A 19368-nucleotide genomic window follows, 5' to 3' on the forward strand; every position below is an offset into this window, starting at 1 on the left:
TGGACCTTTCCGGTCACAGCACCAGGCCGGCCGGGCCCCCGGGCCCAGGCGCTACGGGGTGGTGGTGGAGACGACGTAGACGCGGGGGTTGGACGGCTTGGTGAGGTCGACCGTGACGTCCCGGGTGGGGCGCGGGTCCCGCGCGTCCAGTGTGGTCGCGTACCACTGGTGCTTCGGGCTCCAGCTCCAGCCGGCGACGCCCGCGTCGTGCGTGGAGATCGACACCCCGGGGGTGAGCGCCTCCCGGGTGGTGCCCATGTCGGCCAGGAAGGCGTCGAGCTGCTCGGGGGTGACGCCGAACTGTACGTAGAGCCGGCTGGTGCGCCAGTTGTTGGTCTCCAGGTACCCGACCAGCGAGGCCATCAGCGGGATGGGCACCTCGTAGATGCTGCGCTGCACCTTGGACGGCCAGGCCTCGCGCACCTTGACCGCGCCGACCTTCGCGGCCTTGTCGCGGCCGCTCTGGCGACTCTGTTGGGCGGAGACGGCGAGGTAGCCCGCCGGGACCCCGACGAGCAGCAGGATGATGATCGCGGTGATCCAGCGGCGCCGGACCACGTGCCTGCGGTTCTCGACGGTGGGCGCGGGCGGGTCGCCGGCCCCGGGGGGCGGGGCCTGGCGGGGCAGGGAGGGCGGGGTCACTGCTGTCCTGTGTCCTTGAGGTCCGGGGCGTCCGGGGCGTCGGCGGGGCCGGTGGCGGCGCGCCGGCCGAGCTGCGCGTAGCGCTCGTAGCGTTCGTGGCGCTCGACGCGGCGGCGAGTGGCGCGCCGGAAGCGGCGGGCGACGAGCCGGGCGAGGTCGGCGGCGCCGACCATGCCGGCCTCCGGGCCGAGCTGGGCCTTGGCGATGCGGGCCTCGGGGCGGTAGCCGCGGCCGGTGAGGTGGCGCCGGAAGGCGTCCCGGGCGGGGCCGATGAGCAGGTCGTCGGCGGCGCTGACGCCGCCGCCGATGACGAAGCAGGAGGGGTCGAGGGCGGCGGCCAGGTTGGCGATGCCGACGCCGAGCCACTGGCCGATGTCCTGGAGGAGTTCGACGCACATGGCGTCGCCCTCGCGGGCCAGCTCGGTGATGAGCGGCCCGGTGATCTCCGCGACGTTGCCGCCGACGCGGGCGATGATGTTGTACGCGACCGGAGAGTCGGCGGCGGCCAGCTCGCGGGCCTCGCGCACCAGGGCGTTGCCGGAGCTGTACTGCTCCCAGCAGCCCCGGTTGCCGCAGGGGCAGCGGTGCCCGCCGGGCACGACCTGCATGTGGCCGAACTCGCCGGCGACCCCGTAACGGCCCCGTTTGACCTGTCCGCCTTCGAGGATCGCGCCGCCGATGCCGGTTCCCAGCGTGATCATGACCAGGTGGTCCTCGCCGCGGCCGGCGCCGAAGCGCCATTCGGCCCAGGCGGCGGTGTTGGCATCGTTGTCCACCATCACCGGGACCGCGAGCCGCGACTGGAGCGCGTCGCGCAGCGGCTCGTCGCGCCAGGCCAGGTGCGGGGCGAACAGGACGCGGGAGCGGTCGGCGTCGACCCAGCCGGCCGCCCCGATGCCCACGGCGTGGACGTCGTGCCGGTCGGACAGGTCCAGTACCAGCTCGACGATGGTGTCCTCGACGACCTTGGCGCTCTTGGACTTGTCGGGTGTCTCGGCGCGGATCTTCTCCAGGATGACCCCGTCGGCGTCCACGACGCCGGCCATCACCTTGGTGCCGCCGATGTCGATGCCGACCGTCGGGACGCGCGGGGCGGTCAGCAGCGACCTGCGCTCACGGGTCCCGACGGTCCGCAGGACGGTGCCCCGCGCCGCCCCCCGGTGGGCGAGCGTGAAGTCCCGGTACGTGCTCATCGAGTCGTGTCGTCCCTCATGGTGCGGTGGTGCCCGGTGCGGCGCCGGGTGCGGCGTCCGGTCCTGATTCTGCCACCCGCTCCAGCTCGTGGCTCAGCTCGTCGAGCTCCGAACCGCCCGCCATCTGGCGGGTCAGCTCGTCCAGGGTGATCGAGTCCCGGGTGTGGCTGCCGGCCATCGTGCCGCGCTTGAGGAGCACGAAACGGTCCCCGACCAGGTACGCGTGGTGCGGGTTGTGCGTGATGAGGACGACGCCGAGGCCCGCGTCACGGGCGGCGGCGACGTACTTGAGGACGACGCCGGACTGTTTCACGCCGAGGGCGGCGGTCGGCTCGTCCAGGACGAGGACCTTCGCGCCGAAGTACACGGCCCGTGCGATGGCCACGCACTGGCGCTCGCCGCCGGACAGGGTGCCGATGGGCTGGTCGACGTCGCGCAGGTCGATGCCCATGCGCAGCAGTTCGGCGCGGGTGGTGCGGCGCATCAGGTCCACGTCGAGGCGGCGCAGCGGGCCGCGTCCCCTGGTGGGCTCGGAGCCGAGGAAGAAGTTGCGCCAGACGGGCATGAGGGGGACGACGGCCAGGTCCTGGTGGACGGTGGCGATGCCGTGGTCGAGGGCCGCGCGGGGGTTGGCCAGGACGGTTTCCTCGCCCTCGATCTCGAAGGTGCCGGCGTCGTGCCGGTGCAGCCCCGCGATGATCTTGATGAGGGTGGACTTGCCGGCGCCGTTGTCGCCGAGCACACAGGTGATCTCGCCGGCCGAGACCTCCAGGGAGACCCCTTGGAGGGCGCGGATGTTGCCGTAGTACTTGCTGACGTCGGTCAGCCGCACCAGGGCGGTACCGGTCTGCGCGCCGGGCGCGGTGTCCGTGCTCACTTGCTCGCCTCCGCCCGCTTGCGCACCCACGCGTTGAGCAGCGTGGCCAGCAGGAGCATCCCGCCGAGGAAGAACTTGAACCAGTCCGGGTTCCACTGGGCGTAGACGATGCCGTTGCTGGTCATGCCGAAGATGAAGGCGCCGACGGCCGAGCCGATCGCGGAGCCGTAGCCGCCGGTCATCAGACAGCCGCCGATGACGGCCGCGATGATGTAGAGGAACTCGTTGCCGACGCCCTCGCCCGACTGGACGACGTCGAAGGAGAACAGGATGTGCTGCCCGGAGATCCAGGCGCACAACGCGACGCCCATGTAGAGGCCGATGCGGGTCTTGACGACGGGGACGCCGGTCGCGCGGGCCGCGTCGGCGCCGCCGCCCACCGCGAAGATCCAGTTGCCGGCGCGGGTGCGCAGCAGGATCCAGGTGGCGACGGCGACCAGGACCAGCCACCACAGGATGGTGACCTTGAGGGTGACGGAGCCGATGTTCCACTGGGAGGCGAACAGCGCCCGGGCGGAGGAGAAGCCCTCCATGTCGGCGATGCTCTTGGTGGAGACGGAGCCGCTGATCAGTTTGGTGAGGCCGAGGTTCAGGCCGGTCAGCATCAGGAAGGTGCCGAGCGTGATGATGAAGCTCGGCAGTTTGGTGCGGGTCAGCATGAACCCGTTGAAGAAGCCGATGCCCAGCGTCACCAGCAGCGACACCAGCACGCCGACCCACACGTTGGCCGTCATCTGGTAGCTGAACATCGAGCTGAACAGGGCCGACGTGGTGACCATGACGCCGGCGGAGAGGTCGAACTCCCCGCCGATCATGAGCATCGCGACGGGTACCGCCATGATCCCGATGGTGGAGGCCGAGTAGAGGATCGTGCTCAGGCTGGAGGCCCGCAGGAAGCTGTCGGCCGCGAAGGAGAAGAAGACGAAGACGGCCGCCGCGCCGACGACCGCGCCCAGCTCGGGGCGGGCGAGGAGGCGGCGCAGCAGGGAGGGCGGCGCGAGGCGCTCGTCGACGGTGGGGGTCGCTGCGCTCACCGGGTGCCCCGCTTGATGTATTCCTCCAGCTCGGTGGCCTCGGCCCCGGTGACGATCTGCGGCCCGGTGAGCACCGGGCGGCCGCCGCCGAGGACGTCCGCGTTGTAGCGGTAGAGCCACAGCAGGTCCACGGCCTGGTAGCCCTGGAGGTAGGGCTGCTGGTCGACGGCGAAGCCGAGGGCGCCGGACTTCAGGTCCCGGGCGACGGATTCGTTGAGGTCGAAGGTGTCGACCTCGGCCTTGCTGCCCGCCGCGTCCTTCGCCTTGACGGCGGTCGGGGCGAACGGGGCGCCGAGCGTGACGATCGCGTCGACGGACGGGTCCGCCTGGAGCTTCGCCTGGATGGCCGCCTGCACGGACGGCATGTTGGTGCCCTCCACGTACAGGTTCTCCAGAGTCCCGCCGAAGGCCTTCTTGGCCCCCGCGCACCGCTGCTCGTGGCCGACGTTGCCCTGCTCGTGCAGGACGCAGACGGCCTTCTTCTTCCCGCGCTTCGTCAGCTCCGCGCCGACGGCCTCGCCCGCGATCTCCTCGTCCTGGCCGATGTGGGTGAGGGCCCCGTACGCGGCGGACTGGGCGGATCCGGAGTTGACGGTGATCACCGGGATGCCGGCCTTGACCGCCTTGCCGATGACGTCCTTGAGGGCGTCGGGCTTGGCGAGGCTGACGATGATCCCGTCGACCTTCTGGTCGATGGCGTTCTGCACGAACTGGGCCTGCTGCTGCGCCTGGTCGTCGTGGGAGTAGACGAAGTTGATGTTGTCCTTCGTCGAGGCCTCCTTGGCGCCCTTCTGCACGATGTCCCAGAAGGTGTCCCCGTCGCCCGCGTGGGTGACCATCGCGAACGTCCAGCGCGGGGTGGACACGGCCGGTCGGCCCGCGTCGGCCTTCGCCCGCTCCTCGGCACGCTTGCCGCCGGTGCTGCTGCAGCCCGCGAGGGAGGCTCCCAGTACCACCGCGAGCACGGCGCCCACGACGCGTACCCCTGTCCGAACCCTAGCCACGTCGCCGTGCCCTTCCCTCGTCCGCCATCAATCGGTCATTCCGGTTCCAGCCGCCCAGTATCCGCCACAGTGGACCATGAAGGGCCATCGGGTCATGCTCGGGCAGATTGACAGGTCCCCCGTACGGGGTCAGGTTGAGTGCATGCGCATCGCGCTCATCGGAACCGGCCGCATCGGTTCGTTCCACGCGGCCACACTGGCCCACCACCCGGACGCCGGCTCGCTGCTCCTCGCCGACGCCGATCCCGGCCGGGCCGCACGGCTCGCCGACCGGTTGGGGGCCACCGCCGCGCCCGGCGTCGACCAGGTCTTCAGCTGGGGGGTGGACGCCCTGGTGGTGGCCTGCTCGACGGAGGGGCACGCCGAGCTGGTGCTGCGGGCCGTGCGCGCCGGGCTGCCGGTGTTCTGCGAGAAGCCGATGGCCCCGGACCTGGCCCGCAGCCTCGCCGTGCTGCGGGAGGTGACGGCCGCCGGCGGGGTGCTCCAGCTGGGCTTCATGCGGCGTTTCGACGCGGGCCTGCGCACCGCGCGGGAGCTGGTCCGCTCGGGCGCGCTGGGCCGGCTGCACACCGTACGGACGATGACGTCCGACCCGGCTCCGCCGGACGCCCCGTACCTGGCGACCTCGGGGGGCCTGTACCGGGACTGTCTGGTGCACGACTTCGACATGGTCCGCTGGGTGACCGGGCACGAGGTCGTCGAGGTGTACGCGGCCGGTTCCGACGCGGGGCCCGCGCGGTTCCGCGAGAGCGGCGACGTCGACACCGGCGCGGCCCTGCTGACCCTGGACGACGGGACGCTCGTCACCAGTTCCGCGACCCGGTGCAACGGCGCCGGCTACGACGTGCGGATGGAGCTGGCCGGCGAGCGGGACCAGGTGTCCGCCGGGCTGGACGACCGGACGCCGATCGCCTCCACCGAACCGCAGGGTCCGCCGGCGGCGCGCAAGCCGTGGGGCGGGTTCCTGGAGCGCTTCGGCCCGGCGTACGAGGCCGAGCTGGACGCCTTCGTCCGGCTGGTGCGGGGCGAGGGCCCCAATCCGTGCGACGGCCGGGAGGCGCTCGCCGCCTTCCGGGTCGCGGAGGCGTGCGAGCTGTCCCGCCGGGAGCGCCGGCCGGTGCGGCCGGCGGAGCTCCCGGATCTGTGAGGGGGCCCGGCTGCGGGCGGTCACGGCGCGACGCCTACCAGCGCACCGGGTACTGCTTGACGCCACGGACCAGGGAGCCGCTGATCCATTCGCGCGGTCCGGGCACCTCGGCGAGGTCCGGGAAGCGCTCCAGCAGGGCGCGCAGCGCGATGCGGCCCTCCATGCGGGCGAGCGGGGCGCCGAGGCAGAAGTGGATGCCGTGGCCGAAAGCCATGTGGCCCGGCCCGCGGCGGCGGATGTCGAAGGCGTCGGGCTCCGCGAAGCGGGACGGGTCGCGGTCCGCGCCGGCCAGGGAGATCAGGACCGCCGAGCCCTCGGCGATGAAGGCTCCGCCGATCTCCAGGTCCTCGCGGGCGAAGCGGAAGGTGGAGTTCTCCACCGGGCCGTCGTAGCGCAGGATCTCCTCGACCGCTCCGTCGATCAGCCCGTCGAAGTCGGCGCGCAGGGCCGCCAGCTGCTCGGGGTGGGCGAGCAGCGCCCGTACGCCGTTGGTGATGAGGTGGCTGGTGGTCTCGAAGCCGCCGATCATCAGCAGGAAGGCCATCGCGACGAGTTCCCGCGGGGTGAGCCGGTCGCCGTCGTCGTCGCGGCTCAGGGTCCAGGCGCTGAGCAGGTCGTCGCCGGGGGCGGCGCGCTTGGCCTCGGTGAGCTCGGTGAGGTAGGCGGTCATCTCCCGCAGGGCGGTGTCCTCGGCCTCCTGGCCGGTGGGCGAGACGATCTCGACGGACCAGGCTCCGAACGGTTCGCGTTCGGCGTCGGGCACTCCGAGGAGTTCGCAGATGACCGTCATCGGCAGCGGGTGCGCGAAGGAGGTGACCAGGTCCGCGCCGCGGGAGGGGTTCGCCGCCATCGCGTCGAGCAGTTCGTCGGTGATCTGCTGGACGCGGGGGCGCAGGTCCTCGACCCGGCGCGAGGTGAAGGGGCGCGACACCAGTCGGCGCAGCCGGGTGTGGTGCGGCGGGTCGGCGCGGTGCATGTTGTCGCTCGCGTCGGTGGTCTCGCGGTCGGCGTAGCTGCGGCCGGAGGTCAGCCAGTTCTTCGAGATGGCGGGGTGCACGAGGGCCTGACGGGCCGCCTCGTCCCCGACGATGAGACAGATCTCGGTGCCGTCGGTCGCCTTGACCCGGTGGACGGGCCCTTCCTCCCGCATCCGCGCGTAGTGCGGGTACGGGTTTTCGTCGAAGTCGTCGGCGATCGAACTGATGTCGAGAACGGGCATGACGGCCACAGTAGGCCCGACGATCAAGCTGGCAGGAGCTACTTTCGGACAATCGTTCAGCCTGCGGCGCGACGCCCCCACGCGGTACCGGCCAGTACGAGGACAACCCCTGCCGTACCGACCGCGCCGAGGTGTTCCCCGCCGAGGGCGATGCCCGCCGCGGCCGCCCAGAGGGGTTCGGTGCCGAGCAACAGGCTGACCCGGGAGGGCGAGGTGCGGCGTACGGCCCACATCTGCACGAAGAAGGCGAAGAGGGTGCAGAAGACGGAGAGGAAGGCGAGGCCGGCCCATTGGGCGACCCCGAAGTCCGCCGCGGTCGCCCACGGGGAGGAGCCCGTACCGGGCAGCGTGGCGAGCACGGCGAACACCAGGACGGCGCTGCCGAGCTGAACCGTGGTCAGGGACAGCGAGTCCGCGTCCTGGACGGCCTTGATCCGGGCCATCAGCAGCACGTGCAGGGTGCGGGCGAGCGCGGCGCCGAGGATCAGCCAGTCGCCGAGGCCGGGCGCGGTGAACCCGGCGCCCTGGGTGAGCAGCACGACGCCCGCGACGGAGACGGCGGCGGCGCCGAGGAAGGCGGCCGAGGGCGCGGTGCGGCGGACGGCCGACTCGGCGAGCGGGGTGAAGATCATCGTCAGGCTGATGATCAGCCCGGCGTTGGTGGCCGAGGTGTGCACCACCCCGTACGTCTCCAGCAGGAAGATCCCGCCGAGCACGAGGCCCAGCACCCCGGCGCCGCGCAGTTGGGCGGCGCTCAGCGCGCGCAGCCGCGTCCAACCGGCGATGACGAGGACGGGCAGCACGAGGGCGAAGCGCAGCACGAGCACCGCGATCACGGTGTGGGTGGTGGTGATGCCCTTGGCGGCGAGGTAGCTGCCGCCCCAGACGACGGCGACGAGCAGTACGGGCAGATCGGCGAGCCAGGCCCGGCGGGGGGCGAGGGCGGGCGCGGGGGCGGCGAGGGTGGTCACCGGGGCGTCTCCAACGGCGGGAAGGGGTGGAGACTTCGGCGGCTCGCACGGGTGCGGACCCACGGTAACCGAGTCGATCTTCCCGGTCGACCCGGTTTCCCCACACCCCTCCCCCGCCACCGCGCGCCTCCCGCGCCGGAGGTTCGGATCCCCGCTCCGCTCCGAACCCATCGGCGCGGCAGGCGTGAACGCCGTGTCCGATTACCGCCGGCGCCGACTCGACGGCTCACCTTTCATTGAACTCGCAACGACCAATGGGGCCGAACAGCCGAACAGCCCCGAAGCGGGAGGAACAGCAATGAACACTGTCAACACGGTGGCCCTGGTGACCGGTGGCAGCCGCGGCATCGGGGCGGCCACCGCCCTGCGCCTGGCGCGGGACGGCATGGACGTCGTGATCACCTGGACCCAGGACGCCGGGGCGGCGGCCGAGGTCGTCGGCAAGATCGAGGCGCTGGGCCGTCGGGCCCTGGCCGTACGGGCCGACGCGGGCAGCCCGGAGGGGCCCGGGGCGGCCGTCGCGGAGACGGTGCGCGCGTTCGGCCGCCTCGACGTGGTCGTCAACAACGCGGGCGTCGGCGTCCTCGGCCCGCTGGAGTCCCTCACCTCGACGGACGTGGACAAGGTCCTCGACGTCAACGTGCGGGGTTGCTTCCTGACCTCCCAGGCCGCGGCCGGCCGGATGGTGCGCGGCGGACGGATCATCACCATCGGCAGCTGCATGACCGAGCGGGTGCCGGGCCCGGGCGGGACCCTCTACACGATGAGCAAGGCCTCGCTGACGGGCCTGAACAAGGCGCTGGCCCGGGAGCTCGGCGAGCGCGGCATCACCGCGAACCTCGTGCACCCCGGCCCGGTGGACACCGACATGAACCCGGCCGACGGACCGTACGCCGGGCCCCAGGCGGCGCTGACGGCCCTCGGCCGGTTCGGCGCGCCCGACGAGGTCGCCTCGATGGTGTCCTTCCTGGCCGGGCCGGACGCCGCGTACGTCACGGGCGGCGAGTTCTCCGTGGACGGCGGGCACGCCGCGTAGCGTGCCGGCCGTCGGGCACGCCGCCCCCGGCGGACAGCCCGAAGGGGCGCACCGCGATGCGGTGCGCCCCTTCGGGCAGGGCCCGCGCCCCGGGGGTGTCGGCCCCCGGGGCAGTCGTCGGGAGGGGCTGCGTCAGCCGCCCAGCTCCTGGTGACGGGCGGCGTGCGCGGCCGTGCCCGTCTCCGTCAGCGAGCCGAACAGACGCAGGCGGGAGAAGCCGCCGTCCGGGAAGATGTCGATCCGGACGTGCGTGCCGACCGCCGGCGCGTCCAGTACGAAGCGGTGGTTGGTGTCGGGTTGCAGGCGGGTGCGCGGCAGGAATTCCGTCCACTCGCCCTCCTCGCCCGTCTTGACGGACAGCGAGGCCCAGCCGGCCGAGTTGCCCTTGAGGTACGCGGTGTCGATCTCGACGGCGCGGATCTCGGACTCGGCGACGAGCTGGTAGCGGATCCAGTCGTTGCCGTTGTCGCGGCGGCGGGCGGTCTCCCAGCCGTCGTCCATCTTGCGGGAGCGGCCGGGGTTGATGGTGTTGGTCGGCGGGGAGTAGAAGCGGTTGGACGCGTCCTGCACCGAGCCGCCGTTCTCCAGGGCGACGACGTCGAAGGTACCGAGCGTGGCCAGCCACCGCGGGTCCGGGACGACCTCGCCGTAGACGCGCAGGCGGGCGATGCCGCCGTCGGGGTGCTGGTTGACGCGCAGGTGCGTGAAGCGCTGCTCGGCGGTGACCTCGTAGCCGTTGGCCGCGTGGCCGCCGACCGCGGTGCGCGGGACGAGCACGGTCCACTTGACGTCGTCGCCGAGCAGTTCCTCCGGGGTCGGCGCGAGGGCGCCTTCCCAGTTGGTGCCCTCGATGGAGACGGCCTGCGGCATGTTGCCGCGGAAGTGGGCGGTGTCGACGACGATGCCGCGGATCACGCCGGGGGCGCCGAGGCGCACCAGCGCGTAGTCGTGGTCCTCGGGGGTCGGCCACGGCTGGGTGGCGGAGACGCCGCGCCGGCGGCGGGTCTCCCAGCCGTCCATGACCTTGCCCTTGTGGCCGAAGTGCTCGGGGTCGAAGTGCGCGGCCTCGGCGATGAGGAGGTTCTCGCGCATGGCGAAGAACTCGTCGTTGGCGAAGGTGACACCGGCGCCCAGCTCACGGGCGGCGAGGTTCGCGTACTGGGTGAACGGGAAGTCCGCGGTGCGGTAGTCCGCGTACGGGTCGCCGCCTCCGTACGGGTTCGCGTTGCCGGTGAAGGATTCAATCGCCACTGTCAGTTCTGCCTTTCGAGGAGGAGGCCCGTGGGCTCGGTCGGGGTGCCGTGGTCGGCGATCTGCGTGCCGCGCAGCCAGGTGGACTTCACGACGCCGTGCAGGGTCTTGCCCGCGTACGCCGTGACCTGGTTGCGGTGGTGCAGTTCCGCGGGGTCCACGGTGAAGGTCTCTTCGGGTGCCAGGACGGCGAAGTCGGCGTCGCGGCCGGCCTCGATCGCGCCCTTGCGCGCCAGGCCGGCGAGGGCGGCCGGGGCGGCGGACATCCAGCGGACCACGTCCTCCAGGCCGTGGCCGCGCTTGCGCGCCTCGGTCCAGATCGCCGGGAGGCCCAGCTGGAGGGAGGAGATGCCGCCCCACGCGGTGGCGAAGTCGCCGGTCTTCAGGTCCGCGGTGGAGGGCGAGTGGTCGGAGACGATGCAGTCGATGGTGCCGTCGGCCAGCGCGTCCCACAGGATGTCCTGGTTGGCGGACTCGCGGATGGGCGGGCAGCACTTGAACTCGGTCGCGCCGTCCGGGACTTCCTCGGCCGTCAGGGTGAGGAAGTGCGGGCAGGACTCGACGGTGATCCGGACGCCCTCGGCCTTCGCGGCGGCGATCAGCGGCAGCGCGTCGGAGGACGACAGGTGCAACACGTGGACGCGGGCGTTCAGCCGGCGGGCCTGGTCGATCAGGTTCTGGATCGCGGTGTTCTCGGCGTCCTTGGGACGGGAGGCCAGGAAGTCGGCGTACTTGGGGCCCGGGTTCTGCGGCGCGGACTCCAGGTGGTGCGGGTCCTCGGCGTGCACGATCATCAGGCCGCCGAAGCCGGTGATCTCCGCGAGGGAGGCGGCCAGTTGCTCCTGGTCGAGCTGGGGGAACTCGTCCACGCCCGACGGGGACAGGAAGCACTTGAAGCCGTAGACCCCGGCGTCGTGCAGCGGGCGCAGGTCCTTGACGTTGTCCGGCAGCGCGCCGCCCCAGAAGCCGATGTCCACGTGCGCCTTGGTCCGGGCGACCTCCTGCTTGACGCGCAGGTGGTCCACCGTGGTGGTCGGCGGCAGGGAGTTGAGCGGCATGTCGAGGATGGTGGTGATGCCACCGGCCGCGGCGGCGCGGGTGGCCGTCCAGAAGCCTTCCCACTCGGTGCGGCCCGGGTCGTTCACGTGGACGTGGGTGTCGACCAGGCCGGGGAGCAGGACGTCGTCGCCGAAGTCCTCCAGCCGGGCTCCGGCCGGTACCTCGGCCTCGTACGCCAGCACGGCCGTGATCTTCCCGTCGGCGACGGCCACCGAGGCGGCGCGCGTCCCCTCGGGGGTGATGACGCGGGTCGAGCGCAGTACCAGTTCCACAGCCACGTCGGCCACCGGAACCTCCCCATCTACTTCCACAGAGCGAAATTCAACGTTCTGTTGACGGAGTCTTCACCTCGATCCGGAGCCAGTCAAGAGCGACCGGAGGGACTGCCGGCCCACTCGGGTCGCAATTGGATGTTTCCACAGGATGGAATTAAGATTTCACTATCCAGAATGTAGCTACCGCCACCAGGAACCGGACGGGTAACTTCCCGAGGATGTCCGCCACCAGGACAAACCCCCTCTGACCGGCGGGGACGGCAAAGGCCCGGCTCTAGGGCCGGCGTCGACCGACCGGTAGGCTGCTCCCTTGCCTGCCAGCACCGAAAGGACCGCGCCGTGCCGACGTCCAGCGCCAGCACCACCGACGCTTCCGCCAAGCCCACCGCCGCCGGCGGGGGCGTCCAGTCCCTTGAGCGCGCCTTCGATCTGCTCGAACGCATGGCGGACGCAGGCGGTGAAGTCGGGCTCAGCGAACTCTCCGCCGCCAGCGGTCTGCCGCTGCCCACCATCCACCGACTGATGCGCACCCTCGTGGCGTGCGGCTACGTCCGGCAGCAGCCCAACCGACGGTACTCCCTCGGTCCCCGGCTGATCCGCCTCGGCGAGTCCGCCTCGCGCCTGCTGGGCACCTGGGCCCGCCCCTACCTCGCCCGGCTGGTCGAGGAGACCGGCGAGACGGCCAACATGGCCCTGCTCGACGGCGACGAGATCGTCTACGTCGCGCAGGTGCCGTCCAAGCACTCCATGCGCATGTTCACCGAGGTCGGCCGCCGGGTGCTGCCGCACTCGACGGGCGTGGGCAAGGCCCTGCTCGCCCACACCCCCGCCGACGAGGTCCGCGCCCTGCTCGCCCGCACCGGAATGCCGGCCGCGACCGAGAAGACCATCACCACGCCCGACGGCTTCCTGGAGGCGCTGGAGCGGGTCCGCAAGGCCGGCTACGCGGTCGACGACAACGAGCAGGAAATAGGAGTCCGCTGCCTGGCCGTGTCGGTGCCGAACTCGCCGACCGCCGCCGCGATCTCCATCTCGGGACCGGCCGGCCGGGTCACCGAGGCCGTGGCCGAGTCCTTCGTCCCGATCCTGCAGGGCGTGGCCGCCGAGCTGTCGGTGGCCCTCCAGAGCCAGAGCCCGGCCTGATCCCCCGCGCGTCACCCACGTACGAAGGCCCCCGCCGCCCCTCTTCGGAGGTGCGGCGGGGGCCTTCGTACGTCGGCCGTACGGGGGCGGCGGCCAGGCTCAGGCCGCCGGGCGGGACGGCGCCGCCGCGGCGGCGAGGCGGCCGTCGGCCATGGTGACCGTCCGGTCCGTGCGCTCCAGGTGGGCGTGGTCGTGGGTGACCAGCACCGTGGCGGTGGAGCGCTCGCGCGTGAGGGCGACCAGCAGGTCGAGCACGGCCGCGCCCCGCTCGTGGTCGAGGGCGCTGGTGGGCTCGTCGACGAGCAGCACGGACGGTTCGTTCATCAGGGCGCGGGCGATGTTCACGCGCTGGCGCTGACCGCCGGACAGCTCGTGCGGGCGCTTGTCCGCCTTGTCGGCCAGACCCACCGACTCCAACAGTTCCACCGCGCGCCGGCGCAGCAGCCGGGCGGGCCGGCCCGCGATGTGGCCCATGACCTGGAGCTGCTCCAGCGCGGTCAGCGAGGCCAGCAGGTTCGGCTGCTGGAAGACGATGCCGATCTCCTCCCGCCGCAGGGCCGACTTCTCGGCGGCGCCGAGCGTCGCGGTGTCGCGGCCCGCGACGACGACCCGGCCGGAGTCCGGGGTGACCAGGGTGGCGGCGACGGCCAACAGGCTGGACTTGCCCGAGCCGGACGGGCCGATGACCGCGGTCATGGTGCCCGCCGGTACCTCCAGGGACACCGCGTCCAGCGCGGTGAGCCGGCCGTCCCCGTCGGGATAGGTGAGCGTGACGTCGTGGACGAGCAGGGTCATCGGGCGCTCCCGAGGGCGGTCAGCGGGTCGACGGCGGTGATCCGCCGGATGGACAGGGCGGCGCCCAGCACGCCCAGCGCGATCATGATCGCCGCCGGGACCAGCACGGTGGCCGCGTCGAGGACGAAGGGCACGTCACCGCCGCCGATCAACGCGCCGGCGCCGACGGCCAGGGCCGTCCCGGCCCCGGTGCCGATCGCGAGCATCACCACGGCCTGCCCGAGGGCGTCCTTGAGCAGGTACGGGGTGGAGGCGCCGAGCGCCTTCAGGACGGCGATGTCGCCGCTGCGCTGGATCGTCCACACCGTGAAGAAGGCCCCTATGACCAGGGCCGAGATGGCGAAGAGGAAGCCGCGCATCAGCTGGAGCGAGCCGTTCTCCGCCTGGTAGGACCCTATGGCGCCGAGGGCGTCCTCGACGGTGAGGGCGCTGGTGGAGGCGGCCTCGTCGCCCGCCGCCCAGTCGACCGGTCCGCCGGCTTCGAGGGCCAGCACGGTGGCGAGGGACTCCAGTGAGGTGCCGGGGTTCCCGATGCGCTGCCAGTCGTTGATGTCCATCCACACCACCGGGGTGTGACTGTAGGAGGCCGTGCCGGCGACGGCGGCCACCGTCAGCTCCAGCGGGCCCGCCTTCACCCTGCCGCCCGCGGTGAGACCGCCGAGCTCCGCGGCGGCCTTACGGCTGAGCACGACCTGCCCCTGGGCGAGGCCGGCCCCGGCCGGGGCCAGCCGGCCCGCCGACTCGACGCCGAAGAGGGTCACGGCCGCGGCGCGCTCACCGGAGACGGCATTGGTCGTACGGATCCCGAGCGGCTCCGCCGACTTCACCCCCGGCCGCTCGCGCCAGGCCCGCCACGCCGCCTCGGGCACCTGGGAACCGGTGAAGGACACCTTCTGGTCCCCGGCCGGCGCGGCGAACGCCAGCCGGGTCGCGGGGAGCCCAGTGATGGCCGAGATGTTCTCCCGGGCCAATCCCGAGGTGAGTCCCGACAACAGGCCGACCAGCAGCGTGATCAGTAGGACGACCGAGCCCATGAGGGCGAACCGGCCCTTGGCGAACCGTAGATCTCTCCATGCGACGAACATGTCCCCACCTTGGTCTTCCGCGTGGGCACGGGACATCGCGCCACAGTAGGGATCCTCGTATCGAAAGGGGGCTCCCGACATCGAACTTTTGGTTGACCGGTGCCCCCGGCCGGCGACTTACGCTGGTCGGGCCATGTCCGATGCCCCGCGCCCGCGCCCCCTCACCCCCGTCTCCCGCGTCCTGCGGCTGTGCCTGCACGCCCTGCTCCTCGGGCTGCTCGCGCTGGCCGCCGGGCGGGCCGTCACCGGGTCCGCCCCGCACGCCGGAGCCGTGATCGCGGCCTGCGCGCTGCTGGCCGCCTTGTACCTGACCGGCGTACTGGCGCCGACCGTGCGGAACTCCCCGCGCGCCGCGGCCGGGTGGCTGGCCTGCCTCGGAACGGCCTGGGCCGCGCTGTTGGTGGTCTCCCCCGAAGGATTGTGGATCGCCTTCCCCCTGTACTTCCTCGAACTGCACCTACTGCGGCTGCGCTGGGGCATCGTCGCCGTCGCCGTCACCGCCTGCGCGGCGATCGGCGGGTTCCTCGCCCACAGCGGCGCGGTCACCCCGGGCGCCTTCCTCGGCCCGCTGCTGGGCGGGGCCGTCGCCGTCGCCACGGTCCTCGGCTACCAGGCCCTGTACCGCGAGAGCGAACGCCGCCGCGAGCTCATCGAGGAACTCATCGCCACCCGGGCCGAGCTGGCCGCCGCCGAGCGGGGCGCGGGCATCCTCGCCGAACGCGAACGCCTCGCCCGCGAGATCCACGACACCCTGGCCCAAGGGCTGTCGTCGATCCAGCTGCTGCTGCGCGCGGCGGAACGCGCCCTGCCGCCGGACACCCGGGCCGCCGAGCACATCGCCCGGGCCCGGGAGGCCGCGCAGGAGAACCTCGCCGAGGCGCGACGGTTCGTACGGGCCCTGACCCCGCCGGACCTGGAACACGGCTCGCTCGCCGGGGCCCTGGAGCGGCTCTGCTCGGGGGTCCCCGGTCCGCGCGTGCGGTTCTCCGTGAGCGGCGACCCGCGCGTCCTGCCCACCCCGTACGAGGTGGCGCTGCTGCGGATCGCCCAGTCGGCGCTGGCCAACGTCGTACGGCACGCCCGGGCCGGGCGCGCCGAGATCACCCTGACCTTCATGGACACCTCGGTGACCCTGGACGTCGTGGACGACGGCCGGGGTTTCGACCCCGCCGCCGCCCCGTCGGCGCCCGCGGGCGGCGGCTTCGGCCTGCCGGCGATGCGCGCGCGGGCCGAGACCCTGGGCGGGCTGTTCACCGTCGAGTCCGACCCGGGCCAGGGCACCGCCGTGGCCGTCACCCTGCCCCTGCCCCTGGAGGCGACCTGATGACGATCCGGCTGCTGCTCGCCGACGACCACCCGGTGGTCCGGGCCGGGCTGCGCGCGGTCCTGGACACCGAACCGGACTTCGAGGTGGTCGCGGAGGCGGCGACGGCGGAGCGGGCGGTGGAACTGGCGGCGTCGGAGCCGGTGGACGTGGTCCTGATGGACCTCCAGTTCGGGGCCGGGATGCACGGCTCGGCGGCCACGGCGGCGATCACCGCGCGGGCCGGCGCCCCCCGGGTGCTGGTGCTGACCACGTACGACACCGACGCGGACATCCTGGCGGCGGTGGAGGCGGGCGCCGCCGGCTACCTGCTCAAGGACGCCCCGCCGGAGGAGCTGGCGGCCGCGGTGCGCACGGCGGCGGCGGGCCAGTCGGCGCTGGCTCCGGCGGTGGCGCTGCGGCTGATGGACCGGATGCGGATGCCTGCCGAGGCGTTGACGAAGCGGGAGCTGGAGGTGCTCCAGCTGGTCGCCGACGGCCTGTCGAACCAGCAGATCTCCAAGCGGCTCTTCCTCAGCCAGGCCACGGTCAAGTCCCACCTGGTGCACGTCTACGCGAAGCTCGGCGTCGACTCCCGCACGGCGGCGGTGGCGGTGGCCGGCTCCCGCCGACTGATCCGCCGGACCCCGTAGCCGGGGGCTTTCCCCGGGCCGAGGAGGGGGCTCGCCCCCGGCCGGTCGCACCGGCCCGCGGGCGGGTGCGGGTCCGGCGTCGCCCGGAGGACCGGGACGTCCGGCGACCGCCTCCACCGCCGCCGGCCCGTCCACGCGGCGGCGGGGCTCGCCGCCGTCGCGCTCGTGTTCCGGCCCGCGCCGAACGCCTGGTTCCGCGCGAGCGGGTGGGCGCTACGCCACCCAGTGCGGCCGTTCCACCGCCGGAGTCAGCGGCACTCCCTCGTGGAAGGCCTTCGCGAGGAGCCGTACGCCCTCGTCCAGCCGGTCCGGGGGCAGGGTGTACGGGATCCGCAGCCGGTGTTCGAAGGTGCCCGGGTCGACTCCGAAGCGGGCTCCGCGCCCGATGTGCACGCCGACGGAGGCCGCCCGCTCCGCGAGCGCGGAGCTGACCGGTTCGCCGAGGTCCACCCAGAGCGAGAGGCCGCCCGGGGGCAGCTGCCAGGACCACTCGGGGGTGTGCCGCTGGAGCGAGGCGACGAGCGCCTCGCGCCGGCCGCGCAGCTGGTCCAGGCGCGCGGGCAGGGTCCGGTCCAGGGCGTCCATCAGCGGGAGCGCGACGACCTGGTCGAGTACGGAACCGGTCATGTCGGCGGAGACCCGTACGGCCGTCAGCTCGGTGATCATCTTGGCGCCGGCCCGGATCCAGCCGACGCGCAGGCCGCCCCAGTGCGTCTTGCTGAGCGAGCCGATGGTGATCACGTGGTCGGCGCCGCCGCGCGGGGCCAGCGAGGCGAGCGGCGCCGGCGCCGGTACGTCCAGGGCGATGTCGGCGATGGTCTCGTCGACCACCAACCAGGTACCGGTGGCCCGGGTCGCGGCGAGCAGGCGCAACCGCTGCTCCGGCGGCATCAGCGCGCCCGTGGGGTTGTGGAAGTCGGGGATCACGTACGCCAGCCGCGGGACGGTCTGGCGCAGCGTGGACTCGGCGATCTCCAGGTCCCAGCCGGCGTCGGAGACGGCGATGGAGCCGGTGCGCAGCCGGGCGTGGCGCAGGGCGTCGAGGGCGTTGGCGTAGGTCGGGTTCTCGGTGACGACCCGGTCCCCGGGCCGGCAGAGCAGGCTGACGACGAGGGCGAAGGCCTGCTGGGCGCCGGCGGTGACGAGGATCTGCTCGGGGCGGGTGGGCAGCCCGCGCCGGGTGAACCGCTCCGCGACGGCGGTGCGCAGGTCGGGCAGCCCGAAGGGGTGGTAACCGGGGGTGCGGGCGAGTTCGGGCAGCCGGGGCGCGGCCCAGGCCAGTGCCTCCGTGAGGCTGCCCTCGGGGGCTCCCATGGCGGCGATGGCGAGGTCGATGCCCGGGTCGTCGTCGGCGCGGCCGCCGATGCCGCCGCCGACGAGGGCGTGGGCGCCGACGGGGCGGTGGCCCTCGGGCAGTTCGGTCCAGGTGCCGGAGCCGCGCCGGCTGCGGACGTAGCCGCTCTCGCGCAGCAGGTCGTAGGCGCCGGTGACGGTGGCCCGGCTCGCGCCGACGGCCTCGGCGAGCTCGCGTTCGGCGGGCAGCCGGACGTGCAGGGCGATCCGGCCGTCGAGGATCAGGGTGCGGACGGCGTCGGCGAGGGCCCGGTAGCCGGGGCGGGCCACGACCTCCGCGGGCAGCAGGGCAGCGAGCTGCCGGCTGCCGATCGTTCTGTCCGCCGTCTGGACCACTCGCCCGTTTGCCATGCCAACCTCCCCCGATTGGCTCTGCCTGCCAGGCCAATCCGGGTCCAGACTCGCTTCATTGGACCCCGATTGGCAAGGAGCATCCGCCATGTACACCTCCACGCTCACCGACCGTGACGAGCGGGCCCTGGCGGCCGCCGCCGAGAACCGGATCTCCGAGCCGCTGCGGATCGGCGCCGCGCTCGCGGCCGTACGCCGCGCTTTGGCGGGGCGCTCGTACCGTGCGGGGAAGGCGCGAGAATCGGTGTCATGTCAGCAGCCGAACACCTCACCGACCGTCCCACCGGGCACCGCACCGAGCCGTCCGCTGCCGCGGTAGCCGCCGCGCCGACCGAGGGGGCGCCGCCGGTGGCGGGCCTGCTCCTGGCGGCGGGCGGCGGACGCCGGCTCGGCGGACGACCCAAGGCGCTCCTGCCCTACCGGGACCGCCCGCTCGTCGAGAACGCGGTGCGCGTGCTGCGCGAGGCCGGCTGCGCCCCGATCCACGTGGTGCTCGGGGCCTCGGCCGCCGAGGTCCGCGAGCGCGCCGACCTGGCGGGCTGCGTCGTGGTGGACAACCCGGACTGGGAGGAGGGCATGGGTTCCTCCCTGCGGGTCGGCCTCGATTCCCTGGCCGGTACGGGGGCGGGCGCGGCCCTGGTCTCCCTCGTGGACCAGCCCGGCATCGGGGCGGCGGCGGTGGCCCGGGTCCGGGGGGCGTTCCGCTCGACCACGAGCCTGGCGGCGGCGGCGTACGACGGGGAGCGCGGGCATCCGGTGCTGTTCGGGGCGGACCGCTGGGCGGACATCGTGAGGACCGCCACGGGTGACCGGGGTGCGCGCGTCCATCTGAGGGAACATGCGAAGGAGGTCGTGCTGGTGGAGTGCGGGGACATCGCGGAGGACTATGACATCGACACGCCGCCCGACCTGGCACGACTGGCCCCGACCGGGCTGTAGGGCAGCCTGTGCGGGGGGTGACCGCGATGGCACCGAGG

The 19368-nt window shown here is 73.1% G+C and carries 19 protein-coding genes; 7 read left to right on the plus strand and 12 right to left on the minus strand.

Translation table 11 applies throughout. The annotated features are described in order from the left end of the window. Positions 1-51: 51 nt before the first annotated feature. From ACZ4XJ_RS32450 to ACZ4XJ_RS32470, 5 genes are read right to left on the minus strand one after another with little or no spacing between them, the layout of a single operon-like run. Entirely contained in the window at positions 52-642 is a 591-nt protein-coding gene (locus ACZ4XJ_RS32450) for a hypothetical protein (protein ID WP_362876351.1), read from the minus strand. Further along, the gene (locus tag ACZ4XJ_RS32455; protein WP_468498257.1) at positions 639-1835 is read right to left on the minus strand and encodes an ROK family glucokinase; all 1197 of its coding nucleotides are present in this window, start codon (positions 1833-1835) and stop codon (positions 639-641) included. The genes ACZ4XJ_RS32450 and ACZ4XJ_RS32455 overlap by 4 nt, the downstream gene beginning before the upstream one ends. 16 nt (positions 1836-1851) lie before the next feature. After that, positions 1852-2712, minus strand: a complete 861-nt coding sequence (locus ACZ4XJ_RS32460) for an ATP-binding cassette domain-containing protein (RefSeq protein ID WP_468498258.1) — start codon at positions 2710-2712, stop codon at positions 1852-1854. Then, positions 2709-3746 (minus strand): ABC transporter permease, encoded by a 1038-nt coding sequence (locus tag ACZ4XJ_RS32465; RefSeq protein ID WP_362876354.1) that lies wholly within the window; start codon positions 3744-3746, stop codon positions 2709-2711. Before ACZ4XJ_RS32465 ends, ACZ4XJ_RS32460 begins: the two co-directional genes overlap by 4 nt. Then, the gene (locus tag ACZ4XJ_RS32470) at positions 3743-4750 is read right to left on the minus strand and encodes a sugar ABC transporter substrate-binding protein (protein ID WP_468498259.1); all 1008 of its coding nucleotides are present in this window, start codon (positions 4748-4750) and stop codon (positions 3743-3745) included. The genes ACZ4XJ_RS32465 and ACZ4XJ_RS32470 overlap by 4 nt, the downstream gene beginning before the upstream one ends. 142 nt (positions 4751-4892) lie before the next feature. Here ACZ4XJ_RS32470 and ACZ4XJ_RS32475 point away from each other — a divergent pair, with 142 nt between their 5' ends. Continuing rightward, the gene (locus ACZ4XJ_RS32475) at positions 4893-5897 is read left to right on the plus strand and encodes a Gfo/Idh/MocA family protein (RefSeq protein ID WP_468498260.1); all 1005 of its coding nucleotides are present in this window, start codon (positions 4893-4895) and stop codon (positions 5895-5897) included. Positions 5898-5931: 34 nt separating this feature from the next. On the opposite strand, the gene ACZ4XJ_RS32480 is transcribed toward ACZ4XJ_RS32475, so the two are convergent. Both ACZ4XJ_RS32480 and ACZ4XJ_RS32485 read right to left on the minus strand, forming a co-directional pair. Beyond that, positions 5932-7116, minus strand: a complete 1185-nt coding sequence (locus ACZ4XJ_RS32480) for a cytochrome P450 family protein (protein WP_362876357.1) — start codon at positions 7114-7116, stop codon at positions 5932-5934. Positions 7117-7172: 56 nt separating this feature from the next. Then, complete coding sequence (locus ACZ4XJ_RS32485) at positions 7173-8087, minus strand: DMT family transporter (RefSeq protein WP_468498261.1); 915 nt, start codon at positions 8085-8087, stop codon at positions 7173-7175. Between the two features lie 298 nt (positions 8088-8385). On the opposite strand from ACZ4XJ_RS32485, the gene ACZ4XJ_RS32490 reads away from it, so the two are divergent. Beyond that, complete coding sequence (locus ACZ4XJ_RS32490; RefSeq protein ID WP_468498262.1) at positions 8386-9123, plus strand: SDR family oxidoreductase; 738 nt, start codon at positions 8386-8388, stop codon at positions 9121-9123. Between the two features lie 132 nt (positions 9124-9255). On the opposite strand, the gene alc is transcribed toward ACZ4XJ_RS32490, so the two are convergent. Together alc and allB are read right to left on the minus strand one after the other, a co-directional pair. Then, positions 9256-10374, minus strand: coding sequence for an allantoicase (gene alc / locus ACZ4XJ_RS32495; RefSeq protein ID WP_383990044.1), 1119 nt, complete (start codon positions 10372-10374; stop codon positions 9256-9258). Between the two features lie 2 nt (positions 10375-10376). Continuing rightward, positions 10377-11711, minus strand: a complete 1335-nt coding sequence (gene allB / locus ACZ4XJ_RS32500) for an allantoinase AllB (protein ID WP_468498282.1) — start codon at positions 11709-11711, stop codon at positions 10377-10379. 336 nt (positions 11712-12047) lie between these two features. Here allB and ACZ4XJ_RS32505 point away from each other — a divergent pair, with 336 nt between their 5' ends. Next, on the plus strand, positions 12048-12851 hold the full coding sequence (locus tag ACZ4XJ_RS32505; RefSeq protein ID WP_362876362.1) for an IclR family transcriptional regulator: 804 nt from the start codon (positions 12048-12050) through the stop codon (positions 12849-12851). A 99-nt stretch (positions 12852-12950) separates the two neighbouring features. Here ACZ4XJ_RS32505 and ACZ4XJ_RS32510 read toward each other — a convergent pair whose 3' ends face one another. After that, on the minus strand, positions 12951-13646 hold the full coding sequence (locus ACZ4XJ_RS32510; RefSeq protein WP_362876363.1) for an ABC transporter ATP-binding protein: 696 nt from the start codon (positions 13644-13646) through the stop codon (positions 12951-12953). Then, complete coding sequence (locus ACZ4XJ_RS32515; RefSeq protein ID WP_468498263.1) at positions 13643-14731, minus strand: ABC transporter permease; 1089 nt, start codon at positions 14729-14731, stop codon at positions 13643-13645. The genes ACZ4XJ_RS32510 and ACZ4XJ_RS32515 overlap by 4 nt, the downstream gene beginning before the upstream one ends. Before the next feature lie 133 nt (positions 14732-14864). Between ACZ4XJ_RS32515 and ACZ4XJ_RS32520 the strand changes: the two genes are divergently transcribed. Continuing rightward, positions 14865-16055: a sensor histidine kinase gene (locus ACZ4XJ_RS32520; protein ID WP_468498264.1), complete on the plus strand. Its 1191-nt coding sequence runs from the start codon at positions 14865-14867 to the stop codon at positions 16053-16055. Then, positions 16055-16687, plus strand: a complete 633-nt coding sequence (locus ACZ4XJ_RS32525) for a response regulator transcription factor (RefSeq protein ID WP_362876366.1) — start codon at positions 16055-16057, stop codon at positions 16685-16687. The genes ACZ4XJ_RS32520 and ACZ4XJ_RS32525 overlap by 1 nt, the downstream gene beginning before the upstream one ends. A gap of 213 nt (positions 16688-16900) precedes the next feature. Here the strand turns inward: ACZ4XJ_RS32525 and yczR are convergent, their stop codons facing one another. After that, positions 16901-18391, minus strand: a complete 1491-nt coding sequence (gene yczR / locus ACZ4XJ_RS32530; RefSeq protein WP_362876367.1) for a MocR-like transcription factor YczR — start codon at positions 18389-18391, stop codon at positions 16901-16903. An 88-nt stretch (positions 18392-18479) separates the two neighbouring features. Here yczR and ACZ4XJ_RS32535 point away from each other — a divergent pair, with 88 nt between their 5' ends. Continuing rightward, positions 18480-18710: a hypothetical protein gene (locus ACZ4XJ_RS32535; RefSeq protein ID WP_362876368.1), complete on the plus strand. Its 231-nt coding sequence runs from the start codon at positions 18480-18482 to the stop codon at positions 18708-18710. Next, positions 18641-19330, plus strand: coding sequence for a nucleotidyltransferase family protein (locus ACZ4XJ_RS32540; RefSeq protein ID WP_468498265.1), 690 nt, complete (start codon positions 18641-18643; stop codon positions 19328-19330). The genes ACZ4XJ_RS32535 and ACZ4XJ_RS32540 overlap by 70 nt, the downstream gene beginning before the upstream one ends. Positions 19331-19368 lie beyond the last annotated feature (38 nt).

It is taken from the genome of Streptomyces sp. NPDC029836 (genome assembly GCF_055574495.1).

Bases quoted from the DNA above. Each gene is read 5' to 3' on its own strand.
- ACZ4XJ_RS32535 (WP_362876368.1), top strand. From the start codon at position 18,480: ATGTACACCTCCACGCTCACCGACCGTGACGAGCGGGCCCTGGCGGCC.
- ACZ4XJ_RS32520 (WP_468498264.1), top strand. From the start codon at position 14,865: ATGTCCGATGCCCCGCGCCCGCGCCCCCTCACCCCCGTCTCCCGCGTC.
- ACZ4XJ_RS32480 (WP_362876357.1), bottom strand. From the start codon at position 7,116: ATGCCCGTTCTCGACATCAGTTCGATCGCCGACGACTTCGACGAAAAC.
- ACZ4XJ_RS32510 (WP_362876363.1), bottom strand. From the start codon at position 13,646: ATGACCCTGCTCGTCCACGACGTCACGCTCACCTATCCCGACGGGGAC.
- ACZ4XJ_RS32515 (WP_468498263.1), bottom strand. From the start codon at position 14,731: ATGTTCGTCGCATGGAGAGATCTACGGTTCGCCAAGGGCCGGTTCGCC.
- ACZ4XJ_RS32455 (WP_468498257.1), bottom strand. From the start codon at position 1,835: ATGAGCACGTACCGGGACTTCACGCTCGCCCACCGGGGGGCGGCGCGG.
- ACZ4XJ_RS32475 (WP_468498260.1), top strand. From the start codon at position 4,893: ATGCGCATCGCGCTCATCGGAACCGGCCGCATCGGTTCGTTCCACGCG.
- ACZ4XJ_RS32540 (WP_468498265.1), top strand. From the start codon at position 18,641: ATGTCAGCAGCCGAACACCTCACCGACCGTCCCACCGGGCACCGCACC.
- ACZ4XJ_RS32525 (WP_362876366.1), top strand. From the start codon at position 16,055: ATGACGATCCGGCTGCTGCTCGCCGACGACCACCCGGTGGTCCGGGCC.
- ACZ4XJ_RS32490 (WP_468498262.1), top strand. From the start codon at position 8,386: ATGAACACTGTCAACACGGTGGCCCTGGTGACCGGTGGCAGCCGCGGC.
- yczR (WP_362876367.1), bottom strand. From the start codon at position 18,391: ATGGCAAACGGGCGAGTGGTCCAGACGGCGGACAGAACGATCGGCAGC.